The 15,179-nt window shown below is 69.7% G+C and carries 20 protein-coding genes and 1 tRNA gene; 6 read left to right on the top strand and 15 right to left on the bottom strand.

Annotated features, from left to right (window positions below):
- Positions 1–17 precede the first annotated feature (17 nt).
- From nusG to ACN4JJ_RS02250, 3 genes are all read right to left on the bottom strand, one after another.
- On the bottom strand, positions 18–956 hold the full coding sequence (nusG, locus tag ACN4JJ_RS02260; protein WP_440708780.1) for a transcription termination/antitermination protein NusG: 939 nt from the start codon (positions 954–956) through the stop codon (positions 18–20).
- 68 nt (positions 957–1,024) lie between these two features.
- Positions 1,025–1,297 carry a preprotein translocase subunit SecE gene (gene secE, locus ACN4JJ_RS02255; RefSeq protein WP_440708281.1) on the bottom strand — a complete coding sequence of 91 codons (273 nt, stop codon included), beginning with the start codon at positions 1,295–1,297 and terminating at the stop codon, positions 1,025–1,027.
- 27 nt (positions 1,298–1,324) lie between these two features.
- Positions 1,325–1,397, bottom strand: a tRNA-Trp gene (locus tag ACN4JJ_RS02250).
- 172 nt (positions 1,398–1,569) lie between these two features.
- On the opposite strand from ACN4JJ_RS02250, the gene ACN4JJ_RS02245 reads away from it, so the two are divergent.
- Together ACN4JJ_RS02245 and ACN4JJ_RS02240 are read left to right on the top strand one after the other, a co-directional pair.
- On the top strand, positions 1,570–2,604 hold the full coding sequence (locus tag ACN4JJ_RS02245) for an AI-2E family transporter (protein ID WP_440708280.1): 1,035 nt from the start codon (positions 1,570–1,572) through the stop codon (positions 2,602–2,604).
- A gap of 81 nt (positions 2,605–2,685) precedes the next feature.
- Positions 2,686–3,891, top strand: coding sequence for a pyridoxal phosphate-dependent aminotransferase (locus ACN4JJ_RS02240; protein WP_440708279.1), 1,206 nt, complete (start codon positions 2,686–2,688; stop codon positions 3,889–3,891).
- A gap of 68 nt (positions 3,892–3,959) precedes the next feature.
- Here the strand turns inward: ACN4JJ_RS02240 and ACN4JJ_RS02235 are convergent, their stop codons facing one another.
- The 6 genes from ACN4JJ_RS02235 to ACN4JJ_RS02210 all read right to left on the bottom strand — a co-directional run bounded on the left by ACN4JJ_RS02235 (position 3,960) and on the right by ACN4JJ_RS02210 (position 6,554).
- Positions 3,960–4,133 (bottom strand): CsbD family protein, encoded by a 174-nt coding sequence (locus tag ACN4JJ_RS02235; protein WP_440708278.1) that lies wholly within the window; start codon positions 4,131–4,133, stop codon positions 3,960–3,962.
- Between the two features lie 220 nt (positions 4,134–4,353).
- Positions 4,354–4,959, bottom strand: a complete 606-nt coding sequence (locus ACN4JJ_RS02230) for a hypothetical protein (RefSeq protein ID WP_440708277.1) — start codon at positions 4,957–4,959, stop codon at positions 4,354–4,356.
- On the bottom strand, positions 4,956–5,534 hold the full coding sequence (locus ACN4JJ_RS02225; RefSeq protein ID WP_440708276.1) for an Asp23/Gls24 family envelope stress response protein: 579 nt from the start codon (positions 5,532–5,534) through the stop codon (positions 4,956–4,958). The genes ACN4JJ_RS02230 and ACN4JJ_RS02225 overlap by 4 nt, the downstream gene beginning before the upstream one ends.
- Positions 5,531–5,926 carry a hypothetical protein gene (locus tag ACN4JJ_RS02220; protein WP_440708275.1) on the bottom strand — a complete coding sequence of 132 codons (396 nt, stop codon included), beginning with the start codon at positions 5,924–5,926 and terminating at the stop codon, positions 5,531–5,533. The genes ACN4JJ_RS02225 and ACN4JJ_RS02220 overlap by 4 nt, the downstream gene beginning before the upstream one ends.
- The gene (locus tag ACN4JJ_RS02215; RefSeq protein ID WP_440708274.1) at positions 5,923–6,120 is read right to left on the bottom strand and encodes a DUF2273 domain-containing protein; all 198 of its coding nucleotides are present in this window, start codon (positions 6,118–6,120) and stop codon (positions 5,923–5,925) included. Before ACN4JJ_RS02215 ends, ACN4JJ_RS02220 begins: the two co-directional genes overlap by 4 nt.
- Complete coding sequence (locus tag ACN4JJ_RS02210) at positions 6,117–6,554, bottom strand: Asp23/Gls24 family envelope stress response protein (protein ID WP_440708273.1); 438 nt, start codon at positions 6,552–6,554, stop codon at positions 6,117–6,119. Before ACN4JJ_RS02210 ends, ACN4JJ_RS02215 begins: the two co-directional genes overlap by 4 nt.
- A gap of 204 nt (positions 6,555–6,758) precedes the next feature.
- Here ACN4JJ_RS02210 and ACN4JJ_RS02205 point away from each other — a divergent pair, with 204 nt between their 5' ends.
- Together ACN4JJ_RS02205 and ACN4JJ_RS02200 are read left to right on the top strand one after the other, a co-directional pair.
- On the top strand, positions 6,759–7,649 hold the full coding sequence (locus tag ACN4JJ_RS02205; RefSeq protein ID WP_440708272.1) for an ABC transporter ATP-binding protein: 891 nt from the start codon (positions 6,759–6,761) through the stop codon (positions 7,647–7,649).
- A complete protein-coding gene (locus tag ACN4JJ_RS02200) occupies positions 7,646–8,518 on the top strand; it encodes an ABC transporter permease (protein ID WP_440708271.1) in 873 nt (290 codons plus the stop codon). Before ACN4JJ_RS02205 ends, ACN4JJ_RS02200 begins: the two co-directional genes overlap by 4 nt.
- A gap of 39 nt (positions 8,519–8,557) precedes the next feature.
- Here ACN4JJ_RS02200 and ACN4JJ_RS02195 read toward each other — a convergent pair whose 3' ends face one another.
- Both ACN4JJ_RS02195 and ACN4JJ_RS02190 read right to left on the bottom strand, forming a co-directional pair.
- Positions 8,558–9,319: an ABC transporter permease gene (locus ACN4JJ_RS02195; protein ID WP_440708270.1), complete on the bottom strand. Its 762-nt coding sequence runs from the start codon at positions 9,317–9,319 to the stop codon at positions 8,558–8,560.
- A 2-nt stretch (positions 9,320–9,321) separates the two neighbouring features.
- Positions 9,322–10,287, bottom strand: a complete 966-nt coding sequence (locus tag ACN4JJ_RS02190) for an ATP-binding cassette domain-containing protein (protein WP_440708269.1) — start codon at positions 10,285–10,287, stop codon at positions 9,322–9,324.
- A gap of 112 nt (positions 10,288–10,399) precedes the next feature.
- On the opposite strand from ACN4JJ_RS02190, the gene ACN4JJ_RS02185 reads away from it, so the two are divergent.
- Positions 10,400–11,086 (top strand): PadR family transcriptional regulator, encoded by a 687-nt coding sequence (locus ACN4JJ_RS02185; RefSeq protein ID WP_440708268.1) that lies wholly within the window; start codon positions 10,400–10,402, stop codon positions 11,084–11,086.
- A 66-nt stretch (positions 11,087–11,152) separates the two neighbouring features.
- Here ACN4JJ_RS02185 and ACN4JJ_RS02180 read toward each other — a convergent pair whose 3' ends face one another.
- The 3 genes from ACN4JJ_RS02180 to ACN4JJ_RS02170 are packed head-to-tail and all read right to left on the bottom strand — an operon-like array spanning position 11,153 to position 13,259.
- Positions 11,153–12,361, bottom strand: coding sequence for a UDP-N-acetylmuramate dehydrogenase (locus ACN4JJ_RS02180; protein WP_440708267.1), 1,209 nt, complete (start codon positions 12,359–12,361; stop codon positions 11,153–11,155).
- Entirely contained in the window at positions 12,358–12,816 is a 459-nt protein-coding gene (locus ACN4JJ_RS02175) for a MaoC family dehydratase (protein WP_440708266.1), read from the bottom strand. Before ACN4JJ_RS02175 ends, ACN4JJ_RS02180 begins: the two co-directional genes overlap by 4 nt.
- On the bottom strand, positions 12,813–13,259 hold the full coding sequence (locus tag ACN4JJ_RS02170) for an FAS1-like dehydratase domain-containing protein (RefSeq protein ID WP_440708265.1): 447 nt from the start codon (positions 13,257–13,259) through the stop codon (positions 12,813–12,815). The genes ACN4JJ_RS02175 and ACN4JJ_RS02170 overlap by 4 nt, the downstream gene beginning before the upstream one ends.
- Positions 13,260–13,324: 65 nt before the next feature.
- Here ACN4JJ_RS02170 and ACN4JJ_RS02165 point away from each other — a divergent pair, with 65 nt between their 5' ends.
- Entirely contained in the window at positions 13,325–14,260 is a 936-nt protein-coding gene (locus ACN4JJ_RS02165; protein WP_440708264.1) for a Ppx/GppA family phosphatase, read from the top strand.
- A gap of 11 nt (positions 14,261–14,271) precedes the next feature.
- Here ACN4JJ_RS02165 and ACN4JJ_RS02160 read toward each other — a convergent pair whose 3' ends face one another.
- Positions 14,272–15,123: a TrmH family RNA methyltransferase gene (locus tag ACN4JJ_RS02160; protein WP_440708263.1), complete on the bottom strand. Its 852-nt coding sequence runs from the start codon at positions 15,121–15,123 to the stop codon at positions 14,272–14,274.
- Positions 15,124–15,179 lie beyond the last annotated feature (56 nt).

The following is a 15,179-nucleotide window of genomic DNA, read 5'->3' as shown; positions in this document are numbered from 1 at the left end:
AGAGGCAGCGGCGCGATTTAGAGCTTCGTGACCTGGTCGAACGACAGCTCGACGGGGGTCTCGCGCTCGAACAGGGAGACGAGGACCGTGAGCTTGCCGCTCTCGGGCTTGATCTCGCTGATCGAACCGGGAAGACCCGCGAACGAGCCCTCCTTGATGGTGATGGTCTCGCCGATCTCGAAGTCGACCTCGGCCGGGATGGAGCGCTGGACGGCCTTGCCGCCCTTGCCGCCCGAGCTCTTGGCGGGGGCGACCTCGGCCACCTCGACCAGGCTCTTCAGCATGTTGAAGGCCTCCTCGAAGCGCAGCGGGGTGGGGTTGTGCGAGTTGCCCACGAACCCGGTGACACCCGGGGTGTGACGCACGACCGACCAGCTGTCTTCGTTGAGGAACATGCGCACCAGCACGTAGCCGGGGATGCGCACGCGGGTGACCAGCTTGCGCTGGCCGTTCTTGATCTCGACGACGTCTTCCATCGGAACCTCGACCTGGAAGACGAAGTCCTCCATGCCCATCGAGGTCTTGCGGCTCTCGATGTTCTGCTTCACGCGCTTCTCGAAGCCGGCGTAGGAGTGGATGACGTACCACTTGCCGGGGAGGGTGCGCAGCTCGGCGCGGAACGCGTCGTACGGGTCGGCCTCGACCGCTTCGGCGGAGTCTTCTGCAACCTCGGCCTCAGCGCCATCGGCTTCGGCGCCCTCGGCAGCCGGCTCGCCGTCGGTCTCGACGACATCGATCTCGGCGTCGGCGGCCTCGCCGTTCGCTTCCGGGTCTTCGAGCACCTCGAGCACCGCGGCGGCCTCGTCGAAGTCGTCGATGTTCAGTGCGTCGTCGACCACCGCATCCGCTTCGGGGTCGGCTGCCTCGTCGATCGCCTCGAGGAGGGCGTCGAGGTCAGCCGGGACACCGGCTTCTTCGGGCTTTGCGTCAGACAATGAATTCGTTCCACTTCTCAGTTGGTCGTGTTGAGCTACGTCGTGCGGGCTTGCGTGTCGCCCAGGTGCGGCCGAATGCCGCCGCCGGACTAGGCGGGATCGCCGAAGACGACGATCGCCAGCCAGCCGAACAGCTGATCCAGCCCCACGACGATCGCCATCATGATCACGACGAAGACCAGCACCACCAGGGTGTAGCTGACCAGTTCGCGCCGCGTCGGGGTGACGACCTTCTTCAGCTCGGTGAACACCTGCCTGATGAACAGGACGATACGGGCGAACGGGTTGCGCCTGGCCGCCCGGTCTTTCTTGGCGTTCTCGACGACGTCCTCGGAAGGTTCGTCGATTACTTTTCGTGCCACCGTGTCGTTACCTTTCACAAGCAGGAGCAGGGCGGACAGGACTCGAACCTGCAACCTGCGGTTTTGGAGACCGCTGCTCTACCAATTGAGCCACCGCCCTAAGAACCGAAACCGCTGCGCTTCGCTACACTCGCCCTGAGGCGGGTCGGCCACAGCCAACACCCAAAAATGGGCAGAGAAAAGCTTGGCAGATTTCGACTACCGACAGACAGTGTAGGTCACATCCTGTGCCACCGCAAAGGCGAGCCGGACCGAACGAGACGGAGCACCCCATGAGCACAGGCGCCTTCCGGATCGGGTTCGTGGCGACACTGGGCGGCCTGCTGGCCATCGCCCTCGGGGTGGCGTTCACGCAGCTGTCGACCGTGATGATCTGCATCCTGGCCTCGCTCTTCCTGGCGCTGGGCCTGGATCCGCTCGTCCGCTGGCTCACCCGGCGCCGCATCCCACGCGGCTGGGCCATCCTGATCGTGTTCGTGCTGGTGATCGCCTTCGCGGTGCTGGTGTTCTTCCTGGTGATCCCCGCGGTGGTCGACCAGACCACCGAGCTGGTCGCGAACCTCCCCGGCGCCGTGAAGACCATCACCGAGCAGACCTGGTTCACCGAGGTGTTCGGCGACTCGGTCGACACCAAGAAGCTCGTGCAGGATCTGGAGACCTTCCTCTCCGACCCGAACAACCTCGCCACCCTCGGCGGCGGCGTGCTGAAGATCGGCGTGGCGCTGGTCAACGGCATCTCGGGCAGCATCCTGGTGCTCGTGCTGACGCTGTTCTTCCTCGGCTCGATCGAGGCGGTGAAGAACAGCTTCTACGTGCTGGTGCCGATGTCCAAGCGCCAGGGCGTGATCTCGATCTCGGACCAGATCGTGACCTCGATCGGCAAGTACGTGAGCGGGCAGGTCATCCTGGCCGGCACCAACGGCGTGTTCGGTTTCATCGCGATGATGGTCATCGGGGTGCCCTACGCCGGTGCGCTGGCCGTGGTGGCGTTCCTGCTGGCGCTCATCCCGCTGGTGGGCACGGTGATCAGCGCCATCCTGGTGACCTTCATCGCTCTGACGGTCTCGCCGGTGACCGCCGTGGCGATCGGCATCTACTTCCTGGTCTACATGCAGGTCGAGGCCTACGTGTTCAGCCCGCGGATCATGAACAAGGCCGTCGACGTGCCCGGCATCCTGGTGGTCATCGGCGCCCTGGTCGGCGGCACGCTGCTCGGGGTGCTCGGCGCCCTGATCGCCGTGCCGGTTGTGGCCTCGATGCTGATCATCATCAAGCAGGTGGTCGTGCCCCGACAGGCGCAGCTCTAGGCGCGGCTCCGAGCGCGGCATCCGCGCCGTTGTGGGCGTATTCCCGGATCGCGAGGGGGTGGCCGGGTAGGCTTGACCCCCGTGACGGAACGACGCATCTCCCAACGAATCGCAGCCATCGCCGAGTCGGCGACGCTCAAGGTCGACGCCAAGGCGAAGGCCCTGCAGGCGGCCGGCCGGCCGGTCATCAGCTACGCCGCGGGCGAGCCCGACTTCTCCACCCCGGCGAACGTGGTGGAGGCGGCATCCCGAGCGGTGCTCGACCCCAAGAACTACCGGTACACGCCGGCGGCGGGGCTTCCGGATCTGCGCGAGGCGATCGCCGCCAAGACCCTGCGCGACAGCGGTCTCGAGGTCTCGCCCGCACAGGTGATCGTCACCAACGGCGGCAAGCAGGCCGTCTACGAGGCCTTCGCCACCCTGCTCGACCCGGGAGACGAGGTGCTGCTGCCCGCGCCCTACTGGACCACGTACCCCGAGGCCATCGCACTCGCCGGCGGCGTGCCCGTGGAGGTGTTCGCCGGCAGCGACCAGGACTATCTGGTGACCGTGGAGCAGCTCGAGGCCGCCCGCACCGAGCGCACCAAGGTGCTCTTGTTCGTCTCCCCGTCCAACCCGACCGGCGCGGTGTACTCGCCCGAGCAGACCAAGGCCATCGGTGAGTGGGCCGATTCCCACGGCCTGTGGGTGATCAGCGACGAGATCTACCAGAACCTCGTGTACGACGGCCTGCGCGCCGTGTCGATCGTCGAGGCGGTGCCGTCGCTGGCCGACCGCACGCTGTTGCTGAACGGCGTGGCCAAGACCTATGCGATGACCGGATGGCGGGTCGGCTGGATGGTCGGCCCCCTCGATGCGATCAAGGCCGCGTCGAACCTGCAGTCGCACATGACGTCGAACGTGTCGAACATCTCCCAGCGGGCGGCGATCGAGGCGCTCAACGGCCCCCAGGACACCGTCGAGGTGATGCGCTCCACCTACGATCGCCGGCGCACGCAGATCGTCGAGGCGCTCAACACCATCGACGGCGTGCACACCCCGCTGCCCGAGGGCGCGTTCTACGTCTACCCCGACGTGACAGGCCTGCTCGGCCGCAGCTGGGGCGGCGTCACACCGACCACCTCGCTCGAGCTGGCCGACCTCATCCTCGACCAGGTCGAGGTGGCGACGGTTCCCGGCGAGGCTTTCGGCCCCTCCGGATTCCTGCGCCTCTCGTACGCGCTCAGCGACGAGAACCTGCTCGAGGGCGTCACCCGCCTGCAGAAGCTGTTCTCCGCCGAGTCCTGATCCGACCGCGGGTGAACAGAGGTGTGGCCGCCACCCTGAGGTGACGGCCACACGAGGCTGCTCGATCGTCAGTTCTTGAAGGCGTCCTTGACGTTCTCGCCGGCCTTCTTGGCGTCGGCCTTGGCCTGGTCGGCCTTGCCCTCGGCGACGAGCTTGTCGTTGTCGGTGACGTTGCCGACGGCCTCCTTGGCCTTGCCGGCGAGGTCTTCGGCGGCGTTCTTGATCTTGTCTGCTGCGCTCATGATGAGCTCCTTCCTTAGTGTTCTCTTCGTGGGGGTCGGCTGCCGTGGGTGCGGGAGCCCGTGGGTCAGTGACGCTTTCGGGTGATCTTCTTCGCGGTGTCCTTCGTGGCCTGAGCCCGGGTGCCGAGCACATAGCCGGTGACGCCGAACGCGATCGCGACGACCCAGACGAGTGGTTTGGACATGATTCCTTCTTTCTGCCCCGAGGGGAGCGAGCCCGCTATTGGAGCCGGGTGGTGGAGGTGATGCGGGCCCGGAATCCGCCGCTGATCTGCACCAGCGCCGGCAGCTGCCGGCCGAGCAGCAGGTCGAGGGCGCGCACGGCGTCCTCCACGATGTCCGCGGCATCCTTCGGCGACACACCTCGACGGCAAGTGACCGAGATCTTCAGCACCGGAGTGCGCTTGACGCGGTACGTGCTGACGTGCGAGGCGACGAACTCGGGTCGGCCGTCGATCGCATCCTGCAGCACCTGCTCGGCGACGGCGGACTCGACCACCGTGGCGCCGTGCTCGCTCGTGTCCTCCCGCACCGCGACGGCGGTGTGACCGCGGCCCTGGCGCACGATGAACGCGATCAGCAGGATGACGGCCAGCACGGCGAGCACGAGCAGGGCCGGCATGATCCAGCTCACCCCGGTGTCGCCGAGCGGCGTCTGCTGCAACCAGGCGAACACCTGGGCGGTGACCTGGCCGGTCGCATCCTTCCAGCCGTCGCGCACCACGGGGATGAGCACGGCGGCCGCGGCAGCCGCGCCCACGACGAGCAGGAGCAGGCCGACGAGGAGGATCAGAAGCCGGTTCGCGGCTCGATTCGTGCTGTTCATGCGCCGATCCTCCCGTTCTCCGAAACGCGCACCCGGGCCCGTACCGACGGCGTGAGCCGGTACGACTCGAGCTGCCGGGCCACCTCGCCGGTCACCGCGTCACGATCGACGGGGATGCCCGACGTGGGCGTGAGGTGCACCGCCGCGTTCCGGTGCGAGACCGAGACGGAGGCGTTGTCGGGATCGACGGTGCCGGCGAGCGAGGAGTGCCGGGCCAGGGCCGAGGCGATCACCTCGTTGTCGACCACGACGACGGTGCGCTCGGACTGCAGCAGGTGCCGCGCCCGGCGCCCCGGCGCGATCGCCGCGATGACCAGGACGAGCCCGATCACCGCCACGACGATGCCGGCGGCGACCACGATGCCCGCGGGAGCCTCCACCAGGTTCACCGCGGAGGTGAACATGTCCACGGGGGCCACCAGCAGAGCCGGTGCTCCCAGCAGCGCGATCACGATCTCGGTGCCGAGCCAGGCGATGACCACGATCAGCAGCACCGCCAACACGATGGCGAGCAGCGAGCGGGGCGAGTGCGTCTCGCGCCGCGCGATGCGGCGGTAGATGCCGGGCGTGCTCATCGCACCCTCTCCTCTTCTTGGATGTCGGCGGCGGAGAGCCGCACGACGACCCGGCCGATGGCCGAGCCCGTGATGGCGGCGACCCGGTCGCGGATCGTCTCCTGGGCGCGGGCCGCCCGGTCCAGGACCGTACCGCCTGCGCGGTCGATGACGCCGGAGCCGGAGTGCACCCGGGCCAGCGACACCACGCGGATCGGCGTGGTGACCGTCAGCACGAGCAGACCCTTCTCGTCGCTCAGGTCGACACCGACACGCTTGGGTGCGACCCCGAGCGCGTCGGCCGTCACCGCCGCCACGACGCGGTTGAGCGCCTTGGAGGTGATGCGGTTGCGACCGCGCTGTGACGGCGAAGGGCTGCCGGCCGCGACAACGTTCGTCGCGGCGGCGCTCATGACGAGGAGCGCTTTCCGCGGAAGGCGCCGACCAGAGCCGACACGTCGAGCTTGCCCTCGATGATCCGGCCGACCACGGCCCCGACCGCCATGGCGATCGCGACGAAGAAGAAGGCCCAGAAACCGATGACGACCCAGGTGAGGGCGAGGACCGCCCCGACCAGGATTCCGGTGCGAGTGGCGGAGGCGGTCACTGGACTCGCGCCTCGGCAGCCTCGTCCTTGTCGTCGGAGGGCAGGTGCACGTCGTTGACGGTCACGTTGACCTCGGTGACCTCGAGACCGACGATGGTCTCGACGGCCTGGATGACGTTCTTGCGCACGCCGTCGGCCACGTCCTGGAGGGCCAGCGGGTACTCGGCGACGATGGTGACGTCGACGGCCACCTGGGTCTCGCCCACCTCGACGCTGATGCCCTGGCTCTGGTCGGTGCCGGCCACGGCCTCGCGGATGGCGCCGAACGCGCGGGCCGCTCCGCCGCCGAGGGCGTAGACGCCGCGGGCCTCGCGAGCGGCGATGCCGGCGACCTTGGAGACGACGCCGTCGTTGATGACGGTCTTGCCGAGCGCGGTCTGGGTGGAGGTGGGGGTGTTGGCGGCCGGGGTGGCGGGGGTGGTGGGCGTTGCCATGGTCTTTCTCCTTCGGGTCGTCCCCGGAACTGTCCGGGGTTCTACGTGCTTACACAGATGAGACGGGACGAACGGGTGATTCGTCACACATCCCGCTGAAAAGATTTCGCGACCGGCGCCGAACCGGATTGCCACGGCACACAGATCCGCGTTTCATCGGCCCGCCGGGTGGTGGCGGGGGCGCGCAGCCGCCAGCATGGGGTCATGAGCGAACAGGCGGCGGTGAGCGTGCGAGGGCTGCACAAGCGGTACGGGGCGTTCACGGCGGTGGACGGGATCGGGTTCGAGATCGAGCGGGGCGAGACGTTCGCGCTGCTCGGGCCGAACGGGGCCGGCAAGAGCACGACGGTGGAGATCCTGGAGGGGTACCGCGACCGCGACTCCGGCGAGGTGAGCGTGCTCGGTGTCGATCCGCAGCACGCGACGCTCGCCTGGAAGGCGCGCATCGGCATCGTGCTGCAGCAGACCGGCGAGAGCGGCACCGTGACCGTGCGCGAGCAGCTGAACCACTTCGCGAGCCTGTATCCGAATCCGCGCGACGTCGACGAGGTGATCGCCGCAGTGGGGCTCGACGCCAAAGCCAAGACCCGCATCAAAGCGCTGTCGGGTGGCCAGCGGCGGCGGGTGGATGTCGCCCTCGGGGTGATCGGGCGGCCCGAGCTGCTCTTCCTCGACGAACCGACCACCGGCTTCGACCCGGAGGCCCGACGCCAGTTCTGGGAGCTCATCCGCTCGCTCTCGCGCGAGGGCACGACGATCGTGCTGACGACGCACTACCTCGACGAGGCTGCCCAGCTGAGCGACCGCGCGGCCGTGATCGCGGGCGGGCGGATGCTCGACATCGGGCCCGTCGACACGATCGGCTCGGCCGAGGCGCGCGTGCCGCTGGTGCGGTGGAGCGATGCCGCCGGCCTGCACGAGGAGCGCACGCACGAGCCGGCGCGGCTCGTGGCGCAGCTGGTGGCGGCCCAGGGCGAGCCCGCCGAGCTGGAGGTGATCCGGCCGTCGCTGGAGGACGTGTACCTCGAGCTGGTCGGCACCGCCGAGGCAGAAGCCGCGGTTGCAGCCGCAGCCGCAGCCGAGGTGACCGCATGAGTACCCAGACGGATGCGCGCGCGGCGGACGGCCGATCCGGAACCGCGTTCGGCCCTCTGCGGGCGCTGCGACTCGGCGCCGCCCGGATCGTCTACGAGACGCGGCTCTACTTCCGCGCCGGCGACACGGTGTTCTTCACGTTCCTGTTCCCCGTGGTGCTGCTGGGCATCTTCTCGGTGGCCTTCGACGGGCTCGGCAACGTGGGCACGAACGCCGACGGCAGCGGCGGCATCAGCCAGGCCGCCTACTACCTGCCCGGCATGATCGCCGCCGGCATCCTGCTGAGCGGAGTGCAGAACCTGGGTGTCGACATCGCGGTGGAGCGCGGCGACGGCACCCTCAAGCGCCTCGCGGGCACTCCCCTGCCGGTGCTGTCGTACTTCATCGGCAAGATGGGGCAGGTGCTCGTCACCTCGGCGGCACAGGTCGTCCTGTTGCTGCTGCTCGCGCGATTCGCGTTCGGGGTGCAACTGCCCGCCGATCCGCAGCACTGGATCACGTTCCTCTGGGTGTACCTGCTCGGCATCGTTACCGCCGCCGTGCTGGGCATCGCCATCTCGCGGCTGCCCCGCAGCGGCAAGAGCGCCTCGGCCGTGATCATCCCTCCGCTGCTGATCCTGCAGTTCATCTCGGGCGTCTACCTCAGCTTCGCGCTGATGCCCGAATGGCTGCAGAACGTCGCGAGCGTCTTTCCGCTCAAGTGGATCGCGCAAGGGATGCGCGCGGCCCTGCTGCCCGAGTCGTTCGCCTCGGCCGAGCAGGGCGGCGAGTGGAACCTCGTGGGTGTGGCGATCGCGCTGGGTATCTGGCTGGTGGCCGGCCTGATCCTGTGCCGCGTGACCTTCCGCTGGATCCGCAAGGACAGTTAGGGCCACCGGGCCGCCGGACAGCCGGCCGCCGTGAAGGCGCTAGGCGTTCTCCTCGCGGAACGTGCGGGTGCCGACGTAGAGGCCCAGCGCGAAGAGCACGATCGTCCAGATCACGCCCCACATCGTGGTGAGGGTGAGGAAGTCGCCGAGGAACAGCTCACGGATGGCGTTCACGATGTACTTCGTGGGCATGAAGTCGGAGACCGTCTGCAGCCACTGCGGCCCCATGGTCATCGGCAGCAGGATGCCCGAGAGCAGCAGCACCGGCAGCGCGATGCTGTTGATCACCGGAGCCATCACGTCTTCGCTCTTCGTGGTGAGGGCGAGGGCGTTGGATGCCGCGGCGCAGGCCGCACCGAGCAGCACCGTGAGGATGAGGCCGAAGACCATGCCGAGGAGGGAGCCGGTGAGCCCGAACAGGAACGCCAGGCCGATCAGCACGATGCCCTGCACGAACAGCTGCAGCACGTCGCGCAGGATGCGCCCGAGCAGCAGCGCGGTGCGGCTGGCCGGCGTGACCCGCTCGGCCTCGATCACGCCCGCCCGCCACTCGGCGATCAGGCCGAACCCGGCGAACAGCGCACCGAAGAGGCCGAGCTGCACCAGCAGGCCGGGCACGAACAGCGTGTAGGCGTTCTGCGCCCCGAGCTGGGCCGCGATCGGCTCGAGCAGCGGGCCGAACAGCACCAGGTACAGGATCGGCTGCACGAGGCCGATGATGACCCAGGCCGGGTTCCGCAGCGCCATCCGGAGCTGACGGCGGAAGACGATGAAGGTCTCTCTCCAGAACGATCCACGCATGACTAGGCATCCTCTCGGAGGGAGCGGCCGGTGAGGTCGAGGAACACGTCGTCGAGGGTGGGGCGGCGCACCTCGAGCGACTCGAGGGCGATGCCCGCGGCATCCAGTTCTCGGATGAGGCCGGCGATCTTGGCGCCGGATTCGCGCACCCGGGCGCTGACCGCGGCGCCCTCGGTGGTGAGCTCGGCATCGGCGATGCGGCCGAGCAGTTTGGCCGTGCGGGCGGCCTGCTCGGTGTCGCCGACGACGAGCTGCACCAGGTCGCCCGACACCTGGCGCTTCAGCGCGTCGGGGGTGTCGCTGGCCACGATGGTGCCGTGGTCGATGACGAGGATGCGGTCGCAGAGCGCATCGGCCTCGTCGAGGTAGTGCGTGGTGAGGAAGACGGTGGAGCCGAGGGTGGTGCGCAGGTCGGCGATGTGCGTCCAGAGGTTCGCCCTGGCCTGCGGATCGAGCCCCGTGGTCGGCTCGTCGAGGAACACCAGCTTCGGGTCGTGCACCAGGCCCATCGCGATGTCGAGCCGCCGGCGCTGGCCGCCGGACATGGCGCGGGGCTCGCGCGTCCACAGCCCCTCGAGGTCGAGCTGGTCGAACAGCTCGCGGCCGCGCGCCTCGGCCTGCTGCTTGCTGATGCCGTAGAGCATGCCGTGATCCATGATCTCTTCGCCGGCGCGCGCCTCGGGCGAGGTGCTGCCGCTCTGCGAGACGTAGCCGATACTGCGGCGCACCTGCTGCGACTGCGTGGCCACATCGAAGCCGGCCACCGTGGCCGAGCCGGCGGTGGGCTTGAGGAGCGTGGTGAGCATCCGGAGCGTCGTGGTCTTGCCGGCGCCGTTCGGGCCCAGGAAGCCGACGATCTCGCCCTCGGCGACGTCGATGTCGACACCCGCGACGGCCTTCACCTCGACCTTCTCCTTGCCCTTGCCGCGCCCCGCGAACGTGCGGGCGAGGCCTCGTGCCTGGATCACCTGGTCTCCTTCGGTCGACGTTCTCGGGGGGTGCGATCGCGTCCATTATTCAAACTTGAATAGGGGCTGTCAAGAGCTGGAGAAGGTCCATACGCGCTCATATACTCGGGCCATGGCCACCCTGACGACCCGCGCGCTGCTGCTGGGGGTGGTGAGCCTGTTCGAGCCGGCCAACGGGTACCAGCTGCGGCGCGAACTGCTGTCGTGGGGTGTGGAGGACTGGGCGCACATCAAGCCGGGGTCGATCTACTCGATGCTGTCGACCTTCGCGAAGCAGGGGCTGATCGAGCGCCACGACCTCGCCGAGGGTGAAGGGGCGGTGGGCGCGGGGCGCACCGTCGCCGTCTACACGATGGCGGACGCCGGCCGCACCGAACTGAACCGGCTGCTGACCGAGGCGGTGCTGACCGTGAACGCGATGGACCCCTCGGCGTTCCGGGTGGCGCTGAGCCTCGCGCCGCTGATGCCGCGGGGCGAGATGATCGCCGCGCTGCGGGCGCGCTCGGCGACCGCGGCCGCCGCCTGCGAGGCACTGCTGGAGAGGATCGGCTACGTGGCCCGCGGCTTCGCACCGCCGCACGTGGCGCACAGCCTCGAGCTCGAGCTGCGGCTGATCGAGACGGAGCGCGGCTGGCTGGAGGGCTACCTCGGCACGATCGAGGCGGGCGGGCTGGTGTTCGCCGGCGAGGCAGACCGGGCCTGGACGCCCCCGGCCGACGACGCCGGCTGGCAGATGGTGGGCGAGTCGGCCCGCTACCGCGAGCAGATCGAGGCCGGCGGTTCAAAAGTGCAGAAATAACGCCGACCGACCCCATATACGGGGTCGGTCGGCGTTATTTCTGCAGGTCTGAACCGAACCGGCGCCCTAGAGGGTGTGACCGAGGAAGACCGGCTCGGGCTGCAGCAGCACGCCGAACTCGGCGAGCACCCGGCCCTGCACGAAGCGGGCGAGCTCGGCGATATCGGCGGCCGTTCCGGCGCCGGTCGCGGCCCCCGTGTTGGTGAGCGCGAGGGTGTGCTTCGACGAGATCGCGGCGGTGGAGCCGGGCAGGGCGAAGCCCTTGCGGATGCCCGCGTGCTCGATCAGCCACGCCGCGCTGAGCTTGACGTGATACTCGGGCGGAGCCGGCTGCGCGCTGCGGTCGCCGTCGAGCGCGATCTCCATGCCGTCCTCGAGCGGGATGACCTGGTCGGCCTCCTCGGGCTCGACCTGCCAGCGCGGAGCCGTGGCGGGCAGCGTGCGGGCGAAGTGCTCGGTGACGATCGGGTTGGTGAAGAACGAGCCGGCGCTGACGGAGTCGGGGTCGGCGGCATCCAGCACCATGCCCTTCGAGGCGCGCAGCCAGAGCACGGCCCGGCGCACTTCGGCCAGGGGCAGGCGCTGACCCACCTCGATGCCGAGCGCACCGGCCAGCTGGGCGTAGGCGACGGGCTCGCTGAGCGGCTCGGCGGCGGCAACGTCGGCGGCTCCGGATGCCCCGGCCCCCGCTGTACCGGATGCCTCCGCCGCGGCATCCCGCAGCTCGAAGGTCACCGACAGCACCACGCCGCGCCGGCCGCGCTTGAAGACCGAGCTGCGGTAGCCGAGCTCGAGCTCGTCGCGCGCGAGGCGCTGCACCTCGCCGCTCGCCTCGTCGAGGAAGTCGAGCGACACGATGGAGGAGGCGACCTCCTGCCCGTACGCCCCGATGTTCTGGATCGGCGACGCCCCCACCGAGCCGGGGATGCCCGAGAGGGCCTCCACCCCGCTCCAGCCGTTCTCGACGGTGTGCCGCACGAACTCGTCCCACGGCTCGCCGGCCTGCACGCGGACGCGCACGAAGCCGACCTTGGCCATCACGGGGGCGACGCCCCGGGTGGCGACGCGGAGGACCGTTCCCTCGAAGCCCTCGTCGGCGACCACCACGTTCGAGCCGCCGCCGAGCACGAACCAGTCCTCGTCGGCCGCCCACACCTCGCGGGCGAGGTCGAGCAGCTGCTGCTCGGTGGTCGCCTCGACCAGCCGTTCCGCGGGGCCACCGACCTGCAGGGTCGTGAAGCGCGAGAGCGGCACGGCCGCGGCGGGCTCGGTCATGGCAGCCGGACGCGCAGCTGGGCCTTGCCCAGCACGGTCTGCTCGGCGGCGCTGACCGTCAGGTCGATACGCGCGGTTCCCGCGGCCTCGTCGAGCTGACCGATCTTCGCGACGACCGTGATCTCGGCACCGGTCTCGGGGTCGACCACCACCGGACGCGTGAAGCGCACGCCGTACTCGGTGAGCCGCGACGGGTCGCCCAGCCACTGCAGCACCGGCTGCACCGCGAGGCCCATGGTGAGCATCCCGTGCGCGAGCACGCCGGGCAGGCCCACCGAGGCGGCCACGTCGTCGCGGTAGTGGATGGCGTTGAAGTCTCCGGATGCGCCCGCGTAGCGCACGAGCGAGTCGCGGGTGAGCGGGTAGCGGCCCTCGGCCACCACCTGGCCCACCTCGTAGCGGTGCACGGTCGCGCCCTCCCCGAACTCGGCGGCGTCCAGCGTCTCGCCGCTCATGCGTCGGCCCGCACGACGAGGGTGGCCACGGCGGTGACGACGGGCTCGGCCGCCGCATCCTGGATCTCGGTCTCGGCCGTCAGCATGGCGTTGCCTCCCAGGCTCTTGATGCTCGTGACGCGCAGCTGCGCGGTGAGCTCGTCGCCCGCCACGATCGGGCGGGTCGAGATGAAACGCTGCTCGCCGTGCACCACGTCTTCGACCACGAAGCCGGCGTCGCCGTCGGCGAACAGCTGGTCGAGGGTGAGCTGCTGCACGACCACCGCGAAGGTGGGCGGGGCCACCAGATCGGCGTGACCGGCGGCGCGGGCCGCCTCGACGTTGAAGGACACCGGATCGGTGGCGAACACGGCGCGGGCGAACTCGCGCACCTTCTCGCGGCCGACCAGGTACGGACTCGTCTTCGCGAACACGCGTTCGGTGAGTTCTGGGTTCACTGGCACGGCTCCAGTCTACGGACGGGTGACCCGTGAGCGGCGGGCATCCGCCGGTCCAGTAGGGTCGGAGGGTGCGACTCGGTGTACTCGATGTGGGATCCAACACGGTTCATCTGATCGTGGTCGACGCGCATCCGGGGGCCCGGCCCGTGCCGGCCGCCTCGCACAAGTCGGTGCTGCGGCTGATGCGGTACCTGCAGGCCGACGGCAGCATCAGCGAAGAGGGCGTGCTCGCCATCATCGGCGCGATCGCCGCGGCGATGGAGGTCGCGCGCCGCGAGGGCATCGAGGAGCTGCTGCCGATGGCCACCTCGGCGCTGCGTGAAGCGGCGAACGGCGAGGCCGTGCTCGCGCGGATCGAGGCCGAGACCGGCGTGAAGCTCGGCGTGCTGACCGGAGAAGACGAGGGGCGCCTGACGTTCCTGGCCATCCGGCGCTGGTACGGCTGGTCGTCGGGCAACATCCTGCTGTTCGACATCGGCGGCGGTTCGCTGGAGATCGCGGCGGGCTCGGACGAGTACCCCGAGGTCGCCGTGTCGCTGCCGCTCGGCGCCGGCCGCACGACGATCCAGTTCTTTCCGGACGATCCGCCGACGCCCGAGCAGATGCTCGAGCTGCGCGCGCACTCGCGGGCGGTGATGCGGGCGGATGCTCTGCCGCTGTTCGCCGAAATGCCTCCCTTCCAGCACGTGGTCGGGTCGTCGAAGACGATCCGCTCGCTGGCCCGGCTCGCGGGCTCGACCCGGCCCAATCCGTCGGGTTCCGGCGAGCCGACGGTCTCGCTGCGCCGGGCCGACCTCAAGGACTGGATCCCGCGGCTCGGGCAGATCCCGGCCGAGGCGCGGCAGGCCCTGCCCGGCATCACGCCCGATCGCACCTTCCAGATCGTGGCCGGCGCCGTGGTGCTGCACTCGGTGATGAAGCTCTACGACGTGGAGGAGCTCGAGGTGTCGCCGTGGGCGCTGCGCGAGGGCATCCTGCTGCGCTACCTCGACGGGCTCGGCTGAGCGTTCAGCGTTCAGCGCTCGCGCGACACCGCCCACATCGCGACCGCGCTGGCCGCGGCGACGTTCAGCGAGTCGATGCCGTGCAGCATCGGGATCTGCACCACGGTGTCGGCGGCGGCGATGGCCTCGGGCGTCAGCCCCTCACCCTCGGCGCCGAGCACCAGCGCGATCTTCTCGGGGAGGCGGGCTTCGAAGTCGCGCAGGCTCACGGCATCCGAAGTCAGGGCGAGCGCCGCCGTGTGGAAGCCGTGCTCGCGCAGCAGCGGCCCGAGCTCGTCCCACTCTCCCGCGCGTGTCCACGGCACCTGCAGCACGGTGCCCATGCTGACCCGGATGGCCCGCCGGTAGAAGGGATCGGAGCAGCGCGGGGTGACTAGCACCGCGTCGGCCCCAATCGCTCCGGCCGAGCGGAAGATGGCGCCCACGTTGGTGGGGTCGACCACGTTCTCGATCACGACGATGCGCCGAGGTTCTGAGCCGGGGCCGGTGGCACCGCCGGCGAGCAGGGCTTCTGGAGGCAGCAGCGCCGGGCGGTGCATCGAGGCGATCAGACCGCGATGCAGGATGTAGCCGGTCAGCTCGGCCAGCACCTCGCCGGGCCCCACGAACACCGGCACGTCGTCGTGTCCGGCCGCGGCGAGCGCCGCCACGGCCTCGTGCTCGCTCGAGCCGAGCGCGAGCACCGAGCGCGGAACGTGCCCCGCCCGCAGCGCCCGCTCGAGCACCAGCAGCGATTCGGCCAGGTACAGCCCGTGCTCCCGCCCCGCTTCGCTGCGCCGAGCGTTCTTCAGGGCCACGTCGGTGGCGTGCGCGTAATCCGCCAGCCGTGGATCGTCGAGGTCGCGGATGGGGATGACGGGCATCCCAGAATTCTAGGCATCACCGCCTCAGTGCCTCCCACCCCGCCGAAGCGGCGGCG

This window comes from Herbiconiux dendrobii (assembly GCF_052048175.1).
In the GTDB taxonomy this organism is placed as follows: Bacteria; Actinomycetota; Actinomycetes; order Actinomycetales; family Microbacteriaceae; genus Herbiconiux.
Note: the sequence above shows the minus strand (reverse complement) of the source record. Positions and strands in the feature narration are given on the sequence as shown.

What these genes read in the sequence shown, in the direction of transcription:
- ACN4JJ_RS02245 (WP_440708280.1), top strand. Translation starts at nt 1,570, where the DNA reads ATGAGCACAGGCGCCTTCCGGATCGGGTTCGTGGCGACACTGGGCGGC.
- ACN4JJ_RS02195 (WP_440708270.1), bottom strand. Translation starts at nt 9,319, where the DNA reads ATGCGTGGATCGTTCTGGAGAGAGACCTTCATCGTCTTCCGCCGTCAG.
- ACN4JJ_RS02160 (WP_440708263.1), bottom strand. Translation starts at nt 15,123, where the DNA reads ATGCCCGTCATCCCCATCCGCGACCTCGACGATCCACGGCTGGCGGAT.
- ACN4JJ_RS02205 (WP_440708272.1), top strand. Translation starts at nt 6,759, where the DNA reads ATGAGCGAACAGGCGGCGGTGAGCGTGCGAGGGCTGCACAAGCGGTAC.
- ACN4JJ_RS02220 (WP_440708275.1), bottom strand. Translation starts at nt 5,926, where the DNA reads ATGAGCGCCGCCGCGACGAACGTTGTCGCGGCCGGCAGCCCTTCGCCG.
- ACN4JJ_RS02180 (WP_440708267.1), bottom strand. Translation starts at nt 12,361, where the DNA reads ATGACCGAGCCCGCCGCGGCCGTGCCGCTCTCGCGCTTCACGACCCTG.
- ACN4JJ_RS02230 (WP_440708277.1), bottom strand. Translation starts at nt 4,959, where the DNA reads ATGAACAGCACGAATCGAGCCGCGAACCGGCTTCTGATCCTCCTCGTC.
- ACN4JJ_RS02225 (WP_440708276.1), bottom strand. Translation starts at nt 5,534, where the DNA reads ATGAGCACGCCCGGCATCTACCGCCGCATCGCGCGGCGCGAGACGCAC.
- ACN4JJ_RS02210 (WP_440708273.1), bottom strand. Translation starts at nt 6,554, where the DNA reads ATGGCAACGCCCACCACCCCCGCCACCCCGGCCGCCAACACCCCCACC.
- ACN4JJ_RS02175 (WP_440708266.1), bottom strand. Translation starts at nt 12,816, where the DNA reads ATGAGCGGCGAGACGCTGGACGCCGCCGAGTTCGGGGAGGGCGCGACC.
- ACN4JJ_RS02185 (WP_440708268.1), top strand. Translation starts at nt 10,400, where the DNA reads ATGGCCACCCTGACGACCCGCGCGCTGCTGCTGGGGGTGGTGAGCCTG.
- ACN4JJ_RS02200 (WP_440708271.1), top strand. Translation starts at nt 7,646, where the DNA reads ATGAGTACCCAGACGGATGCGCGCGCGGCGGACGGCCGATCCGGAACC.
- ACN4JJ_RS02235 (WP_440708278.1), bottom strand. Translation starts at nt 4,133, where the DNA reads ATGAGCGCAGCAGACAAGATCAAGAACGCCGCCGAAGACCTCGCCGGC.